Below are 14,089 nucleotides of genomic sequence, written 5' to 3'. Positions count from 1 at the left end.
TTTAGGGTATCGCTCGCCTCGTGAGTTCTTAAACCGTCAAACAGAAACCTGATCCTGTCCGGTCTTTAAGGGGCAACTCCAACGGTACCGTCGGCATGTAAATGACCAGGGGTAGCACTTGTGCAACTTGCAAAACACCATAATGGTGTTATATGACTGAGAAGAAAAAGCCGACCTATGACTTGAAATCCATTCAGGACGCAGCGTCCACAATGACCATGACGCGCTCCGCTCTGAAGGGCGCAGCTGAGATGGGAATGACGCGAACGGACATGGAGGCGGTGATCAAGAGCCTATCCCATCGCGATTTTTACAAGTCGATGGCGACCTTCCAGGATCACCGTGTTTGGATGGATGTGTATCATGGTTCTGCGGACGGCTATGAGATTTACATCAAGTTCGTGCAGGATGTAATCACTGAGTTTACCTGCACGTCGTTCAAGGAGCGGTAGGAATATGAACGATCTTTCAATCCGTATTCATCCTGAGACAGGGCAAGAACTTGTGCGTGGTGTCCGACCGATGACCATTACCTACAAGGGTTTGAGTGCGACGTTCGATATGCCTGGTTGGTACGCCACAAACGACAAAGAAGGCGAGAATGGCCTACACGATGTAAAGGATACCAAGGCTTCAGATCGCGCGCTGAATGCTTTGAAGGCTCGCGCAAATGGCTTGCTGGAGCCGCCTGCTATTCGCAGCGTTCGGCAAAAACTTCGCCTGAGCCAAAAGCAGGCAGGCGCTCTTATTGGCGGCGGGCCAAACGCCTTCCAGAAATATGAGGCAGGGGACGTTCTCATCAGCAAAGCTGCCGATACTGCCCTGCGCCTCTTGGCAAATGACCCGAGTAGATTGGCGGAACTCCCAGCGCAATGAAGGCAGGTTCACAAATCCGGCCATAGTCTTCAGAGATGACCGATAAACCGTTATCCAACACCATAGACCGAGCACATCGCCGCCTTCGTCCAGTCCATGAAGAACAAGCGCTATGCGCCAGGCACCATCAACCGCGCCGTCATCCTCCTGCGTTTCATCTTCAATCTCGCCCGACGCTGGAAAATCACCGGCATCACCGAGAACCCGACCGCTGATCTCACCCTCCTGCCGACCCGGCACCGCCAGCGCTTCCTCTCCCGCGACGAGCTGCGCGCCCTCCTCGTCTCCATCAAGGAAGACGAGAACCAGATTGCCGCCCAGGCGATCCTGCTCCTTCTCCTCACCGGAGCCCGGCGCAACGAAGTCACCCATGCGACCTGGGATCTGGTCGATTGGGAGAATACCACACTCCGCGTTCCCATCTCCAAATCCGGCAAGGAGCGCTTCATCAATCTCAACGACCAGGCGCTTGGTCTTCTGCGCTCCATCAAGCGCCTGCTCGGCAATCGCTACATCTTCCCCAGCCCCGTGACGGGTCGGCCTTCGCCCAGCCTCTTCTACCCCTGGGTTCGCATCCGCGACCGGGCCGGATTGAAGGACATGCGCCTGCATGATCTCCGCCACTCCTTTGCCAGCTTCCTCGTCAACAGCGGGGTCTCGCTTTATGTCGTGCAGAACCTGCTCGGTCATACCCAGGTCCGCACGACCCAGCGCTACGCCCATCTCGACAACGAGACGCTGAGCGGTGCTGCCGGCTTGGCCGGCAAGGTCATCGAAACCATGGCCGTTCCTGCCTTCGGGGCCGAGGCCTGAACCGGGGTACAGCAGCAAGGGTCGGAGCACACATTTCTCCGGCCCTCTTCCGACCGCGTCCGACCCTTATCCGACCCGGAAGGGATGAAACCGGAAGGTTGGGACTGAGAAAAAGAGACCCGAGGTGGCCTCTTCGTCCTATCCCGAACAGCAGCTACCAGACACCCCGGAGCCCTTTGATCTGGCAGCGTTCCTGACGCCCAGTTTCCCAAATCGGGGGCTTATGCGTTCAGTATCCTGTCTCTCCATCGGGGAACATCGGCGCAGGCGGGGCGGCAGTCACGACCCATCTGGTTTCGTTTGATAATCCGGTCCCGGACCTCCAGAGTTTCCAGGAGCAGCACTCCCGAATACTGCGCTGGAGAACTCCGGAGGCCGACGACGACGCCCTTCATCTCCACCATCACCGCCGCCCGCAACGAAAAATCCCGCCGAACTCTTCGCGAGCACGACGGGGTTTGGGATCAAGCCGATCTCGGCCTGACTGGAGCTAAACTCGAATTCAGTTCTTCGGCAGGGCCGCAGCAAGGGCTGCCGCATAGGCGTTGCGGGCCGTCTGGAGAATCGCGATGTCCTGCTGCAGGTCGGCAATCTTGCGGTCCACGATGTTGATGCTGGACAGCTGGTTCAGCGCGTCCTGGCTGAGGCTGTCGACAGCATAGTCCTTGCCGTCAATGGTGATCTTGGGCTGGTCGTTCATGGTCTTATCCTTCTTCTTAAAGAGAAACCCCCGAATTGCTCCGGGGGTTTCCTACTGTTTCAATCATCACTGTAAGCAACAATGATCAAAGGAAACTAACATTTAGCCCAGCGTCAGAACGTTGGTAGCAGCTCCATCGATGGTTGCGGTGGAAAGGTCCACCAGACCAACCAGTTTGACAACCTGATCTGCACCGTTGGTGAAAGTTGCGCCTGCGCTAACATCCTGAACAGCGAACGTGTTGCCACCAAACTGGAACCAGACGACACGATCAGCGCCGCCCGCTGCTGCTGCCTGCAGATAGTCAGCAAAAGCTGCCGTTTCAGCCAAAGAAATCTTTGCAGCGGTAAATGTTGCGGCTCCGCCGCCAGCGAGGAAGTCAATCTTGTCCCCCTTACCGGCGTTGGAGATTGACGCGTAGATGTTACCGTTGTCGTTGGCAGTCAGCACAAAGGTATCATCGCCGGTACCGAAGTCGATGATGTCAAGACCCTTACCAGAGGTAATCGTGTCGTTGCCTGCACCAGCGTTGATCGTATCGGCCTTTGCACCGCCAACGATCGTGTCGTTGCCGTCACCACCGTTGATGGTGTTGGTTTCAGCCGACGAACCGGTCAGGGTGTCGTTACCAGCACCACCTTCAAGAGTGACAGCCTTCGTGGCAGCAGAAGCATCGATCGTGTCGTTGCCAGCACCGCCCTTGAGGGTGGCTGCGTTCGCAAGTGCACCAGTCGTGAGGCTCACGGCACCCTTCGTCACGCCGGAAGCGTCAAACGAAGTCAGTGCCGTGCCGGTAAACGTCAATGCCAGACCGGCGTCACCGGCAACAGTGATGCTCTTAGCTGCCGCTGCACTCAGTGCAGCCGTATGAGCAATGGCTGTTGGTACGGTCGCTGTATCGTCTGTGAGGAAGTTTACGGTCTCGATGTCAGCAGCATTAACTGTGTTAACATTGATACCAGCGTTGTTGGAAATACCAACGTTCAACACGTCTGCTGTACCTGTTGCGGCGTTCGTTACCGTTGCAGTCGTCGCAGCAGTATTGCCAGCCTTGAACTCAATCGTGTTTCCGGAAGTCAGACCAGAAATCGTAACGGCGTGGCCTACCGCACCATTTGCGACAACTTTGGTAATCGCATTGTTGCTGGCGTTATTCAGGTTATTGACCTTGATTTCACCAGCACCAGCTGTAGCTCCGATCTGCAGTACTTCGAAGCCCTTGACCGCATTGGCAAACGTCGTTGCAGCAGAAGCTGTGTAAGCGTCAGCTGCAGACAGAGACAAAGTATCAGTTCCTTCGCCACCAGTGACCGAACCACCAGCACCGACTGCTGCTGCATTGACTGTTACAGTGTCGTCGCCCTTGCCCATTGTAATGGCTTTGGTTGTCGCACCGACGGTTACGACATCCTTTCCGTCGCCACCGGTAAACGCGACGTCGTTGTTCAGAGCAGACGTAATCGTCGTGCCTGCTGCATTGGTGCTCGTGATGGCGAGACCGGCTGCCTGGGCGCCGAGAGCAACGGAAACAGACTTGTCTCCAACGAAGTCAATTTTGGTTGCCTTGCCAGCGGTCAGTGTAACGCCGGTGGACGCGCCGCCAAGAGCTGAAACTTTAAGCGAGGTTGCTTCTGCATCAGCTATAGTGCCGCCGGTTACAGTATTCAGTGTAAGATCAAGCGCACGCGTAGCTGCAGCAGCAGTTACAGTGGCATTCTGATTTGTATTGGCGACCGAGAGTGTTGTGATTGCATCCGAAGCGATGGTAGCGGCGCCAGTATTGCCGTTCAACGACACAGTCGTCAGCTTATCAGAACCGGCTGCGGCTTTGTCATCAATTGCAACTGTCGTACCACCAGTTACGGTTACAGACTTCACGTTGCCCTTGGAATCTACAGTGATACCTGCTTTTGTACCGACTTGTTCAACCGTGACGGTCTCCATTGCGGCAGATGCCTGAACGTCGGCTGCTACGGCATTCTGAGAGGAGCGCAGGACTAGATTCTCAACATTCTTCACAGCTGCGCTTGTGGTCACTGACATCGTGCCGGCTGAGTTGGTCAAGACGAGCGTGTCCTTACCCGCGCCACCATCAATAGAATCAAGAGCGGTGAAGGTGTTTGTAGCTGCAACACCATCAGCAACGCCCTGAATGGTGTCGTTGTTAACGGTACCTACATAGTTATCCACGCCAGTAGTGAGCGTACTATTGGCGGGATATGGCACCCATCAAGAACAACCGATTTCCATAATATAAATCAATAGCTTAGAAAGTCCTGGAGACCATTTTAGCTCCACCTCGGATAAATAGTCGGCCACTCACCGACTCCTTTACGACCCGTTCGACATCAAAACATCCTGCATCGGTCCGCCCGACTCCCAGTGAGTCCAATGGCTTGACGCTCCCGGCTTCACCGACCGTCCACCGAACAATAACCCAGGCTTATCTCCTTCGGTCGGGAACCGAACAACTTGATAACAGTACCGTTTTTTAGTACCATTTAAAGACGGAGATACGAGCAAACACGATGAAGAATGTTCTCGAAATAGAAGGCCACAAGGCAGTAATCTCCCTTGACCCGGATATTGGTATGCTGCGCGGTGAGTTCGCCCATCTCTCAGGAGGAGCAGATTTCTATGCGAGTAGCGTGGAAGCCCTGTACGAGGAAGGTCGAAAGTCACTTCAGACCTATCTGGAGCTTTGCCAGAAAAAGGGCGTCGAACCCTCCCGCAAGTTCTCAGGTCGCTTCAACGTCCGTATCGATCCCGAGCTTCATGCGGCAGCTGTGATGGCTGCTGCCGCAGAAGCCAAAAGCCTAAATGAGTGGATCATTGACGCCATCAAGATCGCCGCCCAGAAAACTTGACCCTGCAGGAAATGAGAACACGATGTCCGACTTCCCTCCAGTACATCCAGGCGAAGTCCTTATCGGCGATTTCCTCAAGCCGTTGGGCTTGAGCCAGAAGGTGCTTGCCAAGGCCCTCTGCATTTCGCAAACGCATATCAGCGATGTCGTCAACGGAAGACGAGCCATATCAGCTGAAACCGCCCTCCGGCTATCGCGCTATTTCGGCACCACAGCTGAATTCTGGATCGGTATGCAGGCAACCTATGAGCTGGAACTGGCTCGTGATCACTACCAGCACATTATTGATGCCGAGGTAAAACCATGCATTGCCTAGGTCGACATCGAGCATGCCGCCTCCTCATTCCGCCGAAGAGCCGGTTGCCTTGGCCAGCAGCTCCAGCGCTCGTTGCTCACGCCCCTGTGCATAGTCGACGCACTGACGATAGAAGCTCAGTGCATCCTGCTCCATTACCAGCTTCACCGCTGCTTCGTTGACGAGAGCATTGATGCTAACTCCCCTCTCTTTCGACAGCGCCTTCAAACGTTGATGCGTCTCTTCTGGCAGACGCAGTGTTAATGCTGATGTCATTCCTGCTTCTCCAACCATTCTAAAGGTGTCAAAACTGCGAGAGCCGGAAACTTGAGTTCCATCGCTTTCAAGTCACGCAAATTATGCGTGATGATAGCTTCCGCCCCTCCGGCTATGGCCAGCTCCACCAAGTGGTTGTCGCCTTCGTCGCGGAGGTTAGGCCGCCAACGGTAGTATACAGTCACGAGATCACAGCGACCAATAAAAAGGCGCAGGAGTTCAAAACGTTCCTCCTCGTTCAGCCGTGAAGATCGGAACAGTTCAGATCGACCAAGGACATCACGATACTCTAGAATGAGCGAGGTTCCGAGGATGGCGGTAGCCTGGAGAGAAATACAGGAACGCAGCACCGAAGCGCTTGCGCCGTTTCCGATACAGGCTCCAACAAAGACATTGGTGTCAACCACGACTCTCATCGCATGGATGATACCGCATTTGGTATCACATCTCCAGTGTGTATGTCGCAGAAACAAAGCCCCTAAGAACGACTATCCGAGGGGGCTAAGCGATGCATATGCCCCTCCACCTTGTTCCCATTGTGAGCAGGCTCGGGTCATGGCATCTTGATTAACTAGTTGGTCAGGAGCCTTCCATGGTCGATGTGAATTTGGCAGATGCCAGGGCACGTTTCAGCGAACTCGTCAACAAGGCCGCCGCTGGCGAAACGGTACAGATAATCAAACATGGCAAGCCCGTCGCAAAGCTGACCGGCGTGGCTTCGCCAAGACGCCCGATTGACCTCACTGCACTCTGCAAGCTGACCTCGTCCATGCCGCCTCAGTTGCAGTCCGCAGGCGAGTTCATCCGCCGCATACGCGAAGAAGAGCGGTATTAATTCTATATCTGAATACGTCTCCCCATCACCAACATGACGAACGAGGAGAAAACCAGGCCAATCCAGGTTGGCTGTCGACTCGAAGTGCATTAGCCTTACCTCGATCACTTTGCAGCAATCGAGGTGTCCTCGACGCTGTACATCAAGGAAAGACCCGTTGAAACCGAACCGTATGATCGACCCGCGCAAGGTCTATGGGCCGAACGAAGCGCCGCCCGAGTTGGTGGCGCTGATCGTTCCAGAGCTGGACCGGCTCATAGAAGAAGAAAAGCAGACCAAGCGGAACAGCCGAACTGACTAAAGGCGACGCCGCCCGGAAGCCTTGATGCTGTTCAGGCGCAATAAAAGACGGCCCGCACCGTCTCTCTCCGAAGCTTCCTTCACCCACCCCCGAAACGCTCTGGGTGTGCCGCGATATTCGGCTGGCAGAACTGGTCGCTCCTCACTTTATTATCAAAACCTCTTCCGATCGATCCCATCGATCAATCCATCCAATCCCTAACCCCTAATCCCCTTCCCTTGCCCATACCCCCTTCCAATACCCAGGAAATGGGATCGGCAAGATTAAAGCCAGGAGACCCAGCCATGCCCGCCAAACGCCGCACCGACCCCTCCCAGGCCATGGCCGAGGCGGAAGCCGCCCTGACCCGCGCCGGGGCCAAGTTCAAGCGCCCCTCCGATTTTCATCTGAAGGTCCAGGCCTTCAATTTCTGGCCCACGACCGGGAATGTTCGTCACGACGACGACCACAAGCCAGCCCAACCCCTCGGTCTCGCCGTCTTCATCCGTCAGCTGAACGAGGCTGGACTGGCAACCGCCCAGCCCCTCGATCTTGTTGATGACCCCGCCGCCTTCATCGTACAGCGCCCGCCGCAAGAGCCCGGCTTCGAGACTTATTGAACCAGGCCAAGAGGCCAGAGAGGGGGCGAGGCTCCGCCCCACTCTCCAAGTGCCTGCTTCGGCAGCACATTTCTGCCCTGAAGCTCCGGAGCTTCATTAGTGGCGCTCCGGAATTTCTGGTCAGTACCGCTTCCACCAGTCCGGTTCATCAATAAACCGTGCTTGCCAGGCCGCTACCTCTGAACCATTGTACAGTTCATCGAAGCGGCCCTGATCCACCTTGGAATGATACGTCCAGCCGACCTGCTCACCCCAGACCTTGCGGGCCTGAACGTCCAAGTCCCGAGAAATCCCGTAAAGCTGCCGGGTCCGGATCGGTAGCAGATCGGGCCGCACCCCGCGCCGAAACCAAGGCTTCATGAACTCGACTGCATAGCGCTGGCGACCCTCCTGGTCGAAGCAGACCACACCAGGCCGGATGGTCTTCATCATGTACCGGAATTTGATGGACTGGCGTACGTAATGTCCCACCGGCCCACCACTATCAAAGCCCTGGACTTGGACCGCGTTTGTCGGCACGTCGAGCCCAGCCTGAGCCTCCCACCAGTTAGCCAGGAAGGTCCGAAACTCCTTCCGCACCGACGGCGGGATCGAGCACAGCAGATGAAAATGCAGGCCGTGTTCGTAGCCGCTACGTTCCAGAACATAGATGTAGCTATGCTCCACCTCTTCCGTCAGATGGAACCGGGCCGTCCGCTTCGGACGAGCCTTGAGCCAACCCGCAATGGCTTTGTTCATCACGGAAATCAGTTCCCCGAACTCCGCATGGCTTGTCACCCCCAGATACCAGGCTGTCACCGTAACGAAGGTGTTGAAGCCCCGGCCATCCCGGAGCACCTTGAACGACATCGCGTTGTACAGCTTCCGGGCTTCGTCCCCGAGACCTTCCCGGTGAACCCGACCATCCACATACTGCTTCACCTTCATCCGGCACGGCAGCACCACGGGCATCGGCAAATAGACGCGTTCCGATTCAGGCGTAACCGGCTTCATCACCACCACTTTGGGACCATCCACCTCCCAATCCGGGCTGATCGTCAGCTGGCCACCCGGCAATACCGAGCGGTCCAGCCTACCACCTCCCCAATGTTCACCGGGGCGAAATGGATTAGCGTTCATCATTTGCATCTCCCTCGACAGAGTTGACCTCGGCCCCAGGCTCGGAGGGGTAGCTACAAATCAGAACGTCGAACTCTTCGAGCGAATCGATAGGTTTGCGATCACGAGGATCGGAATCGACAGCGGCGATCCCAGAGGCTTCCGCAGGAGCGCTCCAAATGAAAACCTCAAATTCTGCATGTTCATTGACAGGCGAGCGATCATTATGTGACATCTGTCATCTCCAAATTGATCGCGGTCACGGTTGCTGATGGTATTCCCGCAGCACCGACCGCCTACCATATAGAGTTTTCGACCCAATTCTCGCACATCATTAGAGATAAAAGCTTCGCTGTTGCAGATAGGCAACAGGCTCAACCTCCGCCATTTACTCACGTTTCGTACGAATTTCCAGTGACTTAGCCTGAATCATCCTCGTTCATTTCCGAGATCGAGGATTTTCCCGCCATGACCAAGGCCACTGCCAAGCCCGCCCCTGTCATCGAAGACGACGTCAACGAAACCATCCCCCTCATCCCCGAGGACATCTTGCGCCAGCATCACTGCCTGGAGCCCGATGCCTCAAGGTTCACCGCCGCCGCTCGGCTGCTGCAATCCCTCTGGCGGCAGGACCAGAACCTGCCAGTTGGTCGCCACCGCAGTCCGTCAGGGGAAACCCGCCAGATCGGTTCACGCCTCACCATGTCGGCAGGCCGCGCCGGTGCCAACTTCCTCGATCCGGCTATCGCTTCGCTGGTTCGTCGTGAACTGGTCTATCGCGAGATCGGAGCATTGATCGACGCCGACCGGCTCTTCCGCAACCTGCTTTCATCCATGCCGCTGGTCTTCAATCTCTTCGGCCCACTCAAACGCGATCTTGACCTTGCGACCCGTGTCATGCGGCTCGTCCTGCCGGGCTTCACCGGAACCGTGACCAAGATCCTCTTCGAGCACAGCCCCGGACGCGGCAACCCGGCCTTTTCCGCCGACTACACCGCAGCCGACGCCCTGGTCCGCTACCGCACCGAGGATGGCCGACGCGGGTTCGTCTTCGTTGAGCAGAAGTATACGGAAACCCTACAGGAAACGACCCAGCCGACCCGGCCCCATCTCGACCGGCTGTCCGAGCAATCCGGCCTGTTCAAGGACCCTCATGCTCCCAGTCTGCGATCCAGCCCCTGCCAGCAGCTATGGCGGGAGCACTTGCTTGCCGCCAGCATGATCCAGCGCGGCAATTATGACGAGGGCCACTTCATCGTCATAGCCCCGCGCCTGAACTGGCATGCCCAGAACGGGATCGCGGCCTATGCCCGCCATCTCAAGAAGCCCGAACCCGGCCAGCCCGCCTTCACCAACATCTTCCTCGAACGCTTCATTGAAGCCATCGGAACCGCCGGAGAGCCTGATTACGCCCGAAGCCTCTACCGACGATACTGTGATTTCGCCCGGATCGATCAGCTGATCGACGCCTATCTCGACGCCGAGGATCAGGCCGGGATCGAACTGCTGACCACGCCGGATGCTGTTTCGGCCCGGAGCGAAGCCGAGGCCATGGCTGCCGCCTGACCAAGATCGGTGGCGCCCATCCGGCTCCACCTCCCCATCTTTCATCGCCCCATTCTCGCCCCATTTCCCGGAGCATCGCCATGCCACGTCCAACACTGCTGACCGCCGCCCTTCGTCGCCAGCTTCTCCTTAACGGTCACAAGAGCCGCAGCCAGCCGGACTTTGATCCGGTTCCCGTCGTCAAGCTGTTCACCCCCGACGCCAGTGCCACCTGGCTCCTCACCGAACTCAACCCCGACAATCCCGACCTCGCCTTCGGTCTCTGCGATCTTGGCCTGGGCTCACCGGAACTCGGCTATGTGTCCCTTACCGAACTTGCCAGCATCCGGGGCCGTCTCGGGCTCCCGGTCGAGCGGGACCGCTGGTTCAGGACGTCCGAGCCGCTGTCTGTTCATCTCCAGCGCGCCCGCCAATCCGGCAGGATCGCCGCATGACTGACCCAAGCCACTCTCCACCCGACTGGTTGCGTTTCGTCCGATCCGGGCACTTCGAGGCCATGCCCGATCCCTTCACTTGGGACATCAGTCACGACTTCGCCCACCTGATCGACGGTTACAGGCTCAGCCAGGAGGCCGGGCTTGGGTCCCTTGGTCACTTCGCCAATGCCCGCTTCGATGAGGCGCAGGAGACCGGCCACTGGTCAGGCACAGCGCTTCAGCTCTGGTGCTGCCTCTTCTTCGAACATCGCCGTTACCGCCACATGGGTGAAGGTGAGCCGACCGGTTCCGACCTTGATCTCCTCAACCGTCTCTGCACCAGGCTTCGTCTTCGGCTCCAGACCGTGACGGATGAGGAGCGACAAAGTCTGTTGACCGCCCTGCAGCAGGGCTGACCCCACCACCCGCATGCCCCCTCACCCATCAAAGGATACGCGCATGAACCTTCAGTTTCTCCAGTCCTGGCGCGGCGCTTTGCTGATCGCCGCCATCGTCACCCTCGGCATGACCGCCTACAAGGCCGTCTTCGGTCCCGATCCCGCCACCCGGATTGCCGAAAGCCGCATGGCCCGCCTCCTGCCCGGAGGCCAGCCGAGCCAAGACATGCTGAACCGACAGATTGCCGCCGCCCGTCCCTATGTCAGTGCCCGGATCACCCTTGGCCAGCTTGCCAGATACATGGCACGCCTCAACTACGAGATCACCTGGGAGGTCGTCGATGTGAACGCCTTCGTCATGCGGGCCATCGGCGACGACGTCTTGACCCGCCAGTCCGAGGAATACGCCATCCAGTTCATTGTGCTTGACGGCCCCGTCCAGGACGGACGTGTAATCGGCACCTTCGAGGGACCGGCTGTCGGCATCGACAGCATGGCCTATAACCGCGAGACGGTGAGTGACGAAGAGACGGTGCAGTTCCTGCTGCACATCATCTCCGAACTCTCTCCCGTTCCGCTGCAGTAAGGAGCCCCCCGTGCTTGGCCACATCACTGGAGACCACCTGGCCATTCCCGGTCAACTGAGTCGGTGGTCGGCCAACTGAAGCGAGCTGCTAACCTGCACTTCACCAAAGCGCAGGATAACGACCACGCAGTTTTCCTGCCGAACTAAGCCGTTGGCCGCGCTGGATCTCTTCTTCCACGCTGGGACAGCCGCCTTGATGCGTCGAGAATCAACAACCTTGCAGGGTTCTCAACAAGGTGGTGGAGGGCCGCCGATGCCGCCAGGACAGCTAGAAGGTAGACCGGCCAAGTCAACTGGTCGAAAGGCGGGATGCCAAGGTTGTAAGCGTGGATCGGTATTTGATGGACTAGGTACAGGGCGAACGATATTTTCCCTAAGTAAACCAGAGGCTTGAAGGAGAAGGCTCGCGCCAGCCCATCCTGCTGTGCAAAGCTGAAAATCAAAAAGGCGGACGACATGCACGTCAAGCCGCCGTGATACAGCCATTCCCTCGCCGCGAGGTTAGTCACTCTCGACGCGACCTCAGGAACTGCTGACCACGAGGCAATAACAAGCGCAACAGCAGCGGCTTGCAACAGCGGCGCAGCTCCTGCGCACCTGTGCCCGATCCTGAGCCATATGACCGCCGTCACCACTCCGAGAACGAACTCAAACGATCGAGTAGCTGGATTAATATACATCATCGAGGTGATCGAGGGCGAACTGTCACCCGGCGTGTACGGCCCCACACCCAGCCACGTCGCGAGCGTCATCATGCTGATTACGACCACGGCGGAAACCATGAGCCAACGAGCAGGTCGGAGCAGCACGAGCGGGAAAATCAGATAGAAAAACGCCTCAACTGAGAGGCTCCAGCTCACTGAGTTGAAGCTGAAAAAGTACCGATAATCAGGCATCCACGCATGCAGAAGCGTCAGATTCAGAAAGGCTGCCAACAACCCGTCTTCAGTTCCCACCTGAGACACCGGGCTGATGACCAAACAGATCAACACAAATGTCACCAGATGGAGTGGCCAGACCCTGGCAAACCTTGCGAGAAGGAATTTTCCCCGCGCAGTTGAACCGCCGGCATCATGGTAGACATAGGTCAGAATGAAACCTGACAGCACGTAAAAGAATGACACCCCGTTACCAAGGGGCACCTGCGTCAAGACATCGTTCGGGAATCCAAACGTCCCCCGCATATGGTGAAGTACGATCGCAATGGCGGCAAAAAACCGAAGTCCCGTGAGGGCCGGTAGGTCCCGCTTCGTGAAAGAGGCGTTTGCTTTCATCAAAACCGCTTAACTCAACGCAATCGATAAACCAAGCGCAGGACCAATCTCCCGCTAACTTTTAACAGCCTAGAACCATTCAGAATGGTCGCGTGATCGGCACCTTTGAGGGACCCGCAGTCGGCATCGACAGCATGGCATATAACCGCGAGACGGTGAGTGACGAAGAGACGGTGCAGTTACTACTGCACATCATCTCCGAACTCTCGCCCGTTCCGCTGCAGTAAGGAGCCACCCATGCTTGGCCACATCACTGATCACCGTCCCGATCCAGCCGCCGAGGATTGCGACGCCGTCTTCGAGCCGAGCATTCATGACGATCCGCATGTCGCCGGTGACTGGTCCTACGAGACCGTCACCGCCCATGCCGACTATTTCCACGTCACCGCCCTCTACGACACGACCGTTTCCCAGGCGATCCGTCACGCCGAGACCGCCTGGCCATTCCCGGTCAACATCTACCTTTATCCGAAGGGCAGCGCGCCGCTTGGCTGACCGCAAGCATCCGCGCCATTTCTTCCGACCCTCTTCCGACCGAAACGCTCCGGCATCTGACTTTCAGTCTGTGATCTTCAGCAGGTGAACTTCTCCATATCGCCGCCGAAGCAACCGGGACGGCCACGCTTGAACCAGCGTCGGCCCTCCCAATCGGTGGAGAATCCATGCCCGTCATCAACCTCACCCAGAACACCGTCCGCACCGCCACCTGTCCTGCCGACAAGCCGAAGATCGAATACACCGATGCCAAACAGCGCGGCTTTTATCTCGAAGTGCTGCACACCGGCACCAAGACCTATCGTCAGCGCTACACCGACGACCACGGCCAGAAGCACCGCATCCGGATCGGTCCAGCCGACGCCCTTACCCTCGACCAGGCCCGGCAGAAGGCCAAGGCTATCATCGCCCAGGTGCATTTGGGCGAGAACCCGCAGGCCCGCCGTCGGGAGAAGCTGGCCATTCCGACGCTTTCCGCTTTCGTCCGCGACCGCTACCTTCCCCATGCGAAGGAGACCAAGCGCAGCTGGCAGACCGACGAGACCATGCTCCGGGTCCACATCCTGCCCGCCCTCGGCTCCAGGCCGATGGACACCATCACGACCGAACACATCGCCGCCTTCGTCCAGTCCATGAAGAACAAGCGCTATGCGCCAGGAACCGTCAACCGCGCCGTCATCCTCCTGCGCTTCAT

22 protein-coding genes are annotated in these 14,089 nt (G+C 57.5%); 15 read left to right on the top strand and 7 right to left on the bottom strand.

What is annotated here, in order from left to right; translation table 11 throughout:
• Nucleotides 1-152: 152 nt before the first annotated feature.
• The 3 genes from FAA86_RS23370 (at nt 153) to FAA86_RS23360 (ending at nt 1,689) form a co-directional block, all read left to right on the top strand.
• A complete protein-coding gene (locus FAA86_RS23370) occupies nt 153-452 on the top strand; it encodes a type II toxin-antitoxin system MqsR family toxin (RefSeq protein WP_136543623.1) in 300 nt (99 codons plus the stop codon).
• 4 nt (nt 453-456) lie between these two features.
• Entirely contained in the window at nt 457-876 is a 420-nt protein-coding gene (locus FAA86_RS23365) for a type II toxin-antitoxin system MqsA family antitoxin (RefSeq protein WP_183954758.1), read from the top strand.
• Between the two features lie 96 nt (nt 877-972).
• The gene (locus tag FAA86_RS23360; RefSeq protein ID WP_136543621.1) at nt 973-1,689 is read left to right on the top strand and encodes a tyrosine-type recombinase/integrase; all 717 of its coding nucleotides are present in this window, start codon (nt 973-975) and stop codon (nt 1,687-1,689) included.
• A 502-nt stretch (nt 1,690-2,191) separates the two neighbouring features.
• Here FAA86_RS23360 and FAA86_RS23355 read toward each other — a convergent pair.
• Together FAA86_RS23355 and FAA86_RS23350 are read right to left on the bottom strand one after the other, a co-directional pair.
• Nucleotides 2,192-2,389 (bottom strand): DUF6447 family protein, encoded by a 198-nt coding sequence (locus FAA86_RS23355; protein ID WP_136543620.1) that lies wholly within the window; start codon nt 2,387-2,389, stop codon nt 2,192-2,194.
• Nucleotides 2,390-2,491: 102 nt separating this feature from the next.
• Nucleotides 2,492-4,579, bottom strand: coding sequence for a beta strand repeat-containing protein (locus FAA86_RS23350; protein WP_167495082.1), 2,088 nt, complete (start codon nt 4,577-4,579; stop codon nt 2,492-2,494).
• A 338-nt stretch (nt 4,580-4,917) separates the two neighbouring features.
• Between FAA86_RS23350 and FAA86_RS23345 the strand changes: the two genes are divergently transcribed.
• Together FAA86_RS23345 and FAA86_RS23340 are read left to right on the top strand one after the other, a co-directional pair.
• Nucleotides 4,918-5,256, top strand: a complete 339-nt coding sequence (locus FAA86_RS23345) for a type II toxin-antitoxin system HicB family antitoxin (RefSeq protein ID WP_136543616.1) — start codon at nt 4,918-4,920, stop codon at nt 5,254-5,256.
• Nucleotides 5,257-5,278: 22 nt separating this feature from the next.
• The gene (locus FAA86_RS23340; RefSeq protein ID WP_136543614.1) at nt 5,279-5,572 is read left to right on the top strand and encodes a HigA family addiction module antitoxin; all 294 of its coding nucleotides are present in this window, start codon (nt 5,279-5,281) and stop codon (nt 5,570-5,572) included.
• Between the two features lie 24 nt (nt 5,573-5,596).
• On the opposite strand, the gene FAA86_RS23335 is transcribed toward FAA86_RS23340, so the two are convergent.
• The gene (locus tag FAA86_RS23335; RefSeq protein ID WP_205910065.1) at nt 5,597-5,827 is read right to left on the bottom strand and encodes a toxin-antitoxin system HicB family antitoxin; all 231 of its coding nucleotides are present in this window, start codon (nt 5,825-5,827) and stop codon (nt 5,597-5,599) included.
• Nucleotides 5,824-6,234 carry a putative toxin-antitoxin system toxin component, PIN family gene (locus tag FAA86_RS23330; protein ID WP_205910064.1) on the bottom strand — a complete coding sequence of 137 codons (411 nt, stop codon included), beginning with the start codon at nt 6,232-6,234 and terminating at the stop codon, nt 5,824-5,826. The genes FAA86_RS23335 and FAA86_RS23330 overlap by 4 nt, the downstream gene beginning before the upstream one ends.
• A 185-nt stretch (nt 6,235-6,419) precedes the next feature.
• On the opposite strand from FAA86_RS23330, the gene FAA86_RS23325 reads away from it, so the two are divergent.
• The 3 genes from FAA86_RS23325 (at nt 6,420) to FAA86_RS23320 (ending at nt 7,562) form a co-directional block, all read left to right on the top strand.
• Entirely contained in the window at nt 6,420-6,662 is a 243-nt protein-coding gene (locus FAA86_RS23325) for a type II toxin-antitoxin system Phd/YefM family antitoxin (RefSeq protein ID WP_136543610.1), read from the top strand.
• A gap of 157 nt (nt 6,663-6,819) precedes the next feature.
• Nucleotides 6,820-6,963, top strand: coding sequence for a hypothetical protein (locus FAA86_RS24750; RefSeq protein WP_167495081.1), 144 nt, complete (start codon nt 6,820-6,822; stop codon nt 6,961-6,963).
• A gap of 284 nt (nt 6,964-7,247) precedes the next feature.
• Entirely contained in the window at nt 7,248-7,562 is a 315-nt protein-coding gene (locus FAA86_RS23320; protein ID WP_136543608.1) for a hypothetical protein, read from the top strand.
• Between the two features lie 120 nt (nt 7,563-7,682).
• On the opposite strand, the gene FAA86_RS23315 is transcribed toward FAA86_RS23320, so the two are convergent.
• Both FAA86_RS23315 and FAA86_RS23310 read right to left on the bottom strand, forming a co-directional pair.
• Entirely contained in the window at nt 7,683-8,684 is a 1,002-nt protein-coding gene (locus FAA86_RS23315; RefSeq protein ID WP_136543606.1) for a hypothetical protein, read from the bottom strand.
• Complete coding sequence (locus tag FAA86_RS23310; protein WP_136543604.1) at nt 8,671-8,895, bottom strand: hypothetical protein; 225 nt, start codon at nt 8,893-8,895, stop codon at nt 8,671-8,673. The genes FAA86_RS23315 and FAA86_RS23310 overlap by 14 nt, the downstream gene beginning before the upstream one ends.
• A gap of 233 nt (nt 8,896-9,128) precedes the next feature.
• Here FAA86_RS23310 and FAA86_RS23305 point away from each other — a divergent pair, with 233 nt between their 5' ends.
• From FAA86_RS23305 to FAA86_RS23290, 4 genes are all read left to right on the top strand, one after another.
• The gene (locus FAA86_RS23305; RefSeq protein WP_136543602.1) at nt 9,129-10,226 is read left to right on the top strand and encodes a PGN_0703 family putative restriction endonuclease; all 1,098 of its coding nucleotides are present in this window, start codon (nt 9,129-9,131) and stop codon (nt 10,224-10,226) included.
• An 80-nt stretch (nt 10,227-10,306) separates the two neighbouring features.
• Nucleotides 10,307-10,660, top strand: a complete 354-nt coding sequence (locus tag FAA86_RS23300) for a DUF2958 domain-containing protein (protein ID WP_136543600.1) — start codon at nt 10,307-10,309, stop codon at nt 10,658-10,660.
• The gene (locus FAA86_RS23295) at nt 10,657-11,058 is read left to right on the top strand and encodes a hypothetical protein (protein WP_136543598.1); all 402 of its coding nucleotides are present in this window, start codon (nt 10,657-10,659) and stop codon (nt 11,056-11,058) included. The genes FAA86_RS23300 and FAA86_RS23295 overlap by 4 nt, the downstream gene beginning before the upstream one ends.
• A 43-nt stretch (nt 11,059-11,101) precedes the next feature.
• Complete coding sequence (locus tag FAA86_RS23290; RefSeq protein WP_136543596.1) at nt 11,102-11,626, top strand: hypothetical protein; 525 nt, start codon at nt 11,102-11,104, stop codon at nt 11,624-11,626.
• 143 nt (nt 11,627-11,769) lie between these two features.
• Here FAA86_RS23290 and FAA86_RS23285 read toward each other — a convergent pair whose 3' ends face one another.
• The gene (locus tag FAA86_RS23285) at nt 11,770-12,900 is read right to left on the bottom strand and encodes an acyltransferase family protein (RefSeq protein ID WP_136543594.1); all 1,131 of its coding nucleotides are present in this window, start codon (nt 12,898-12,900) and stop codon (nt 11,770-11,772) included.
• A 92-nt stretch (nt 12,901-12,992) separates the two neighbouring features.
• On the opposite strand from FAA86_RS23285, the gene FAA86_RS25145 reads away from it, so the two are divergent.
• From FAA86_RS25145 to FAA86_RS23275, 3 genes are all read left to right on the top strand, one after another.
• Nucleotides 12,993-13,127: a hypothetical protein gene (locus FAA86_RS25145; RefSeq protein WP_281281774.1), complete on the top strand. Its 135-nt coding sequence runs from the start codon at nt 12,993-12,995 to the stop codon at nt 13,125-13,127.
• Nucleotides 13,128-13,137: 10 nt separating this feature from the next.
• On the top strand, nt 13,138-13,395 hold the full coding sequence (locus FAA86_RS23280) for a hypothetical protein (RefSeq protein WP_136543592.1): 258 nt from the start codon (nt 13,138-13,140) through the stop codon (nt 13,393-13,395).
• A gap of 167 nt (nt 13,396-13,562) precedes the next feature.
• A partial coding sequence (locus tag FAA86_RS23275) for an integrase arm-type DNA-binding domain-containing protein (protein ID WP_136543590.1) occupies nt 13,563-14,089 on the top strand: 527 nt, incomplete at its 3' end.

This window comes from Rhizobium rosettiformans W3, assembly GCF_004912135.1.
GTDB lineage: Bacteria > Pseudomonadota > Alphaproteobacteria > Rhizobiales > Rhizobiaceae > Allorhizobium > Allorhizobium rosettiformans.
Note: the sequence above shows the minus strand (reverse complement) of the source record. Positions and strands in the feature narration are given on the sequence as shown.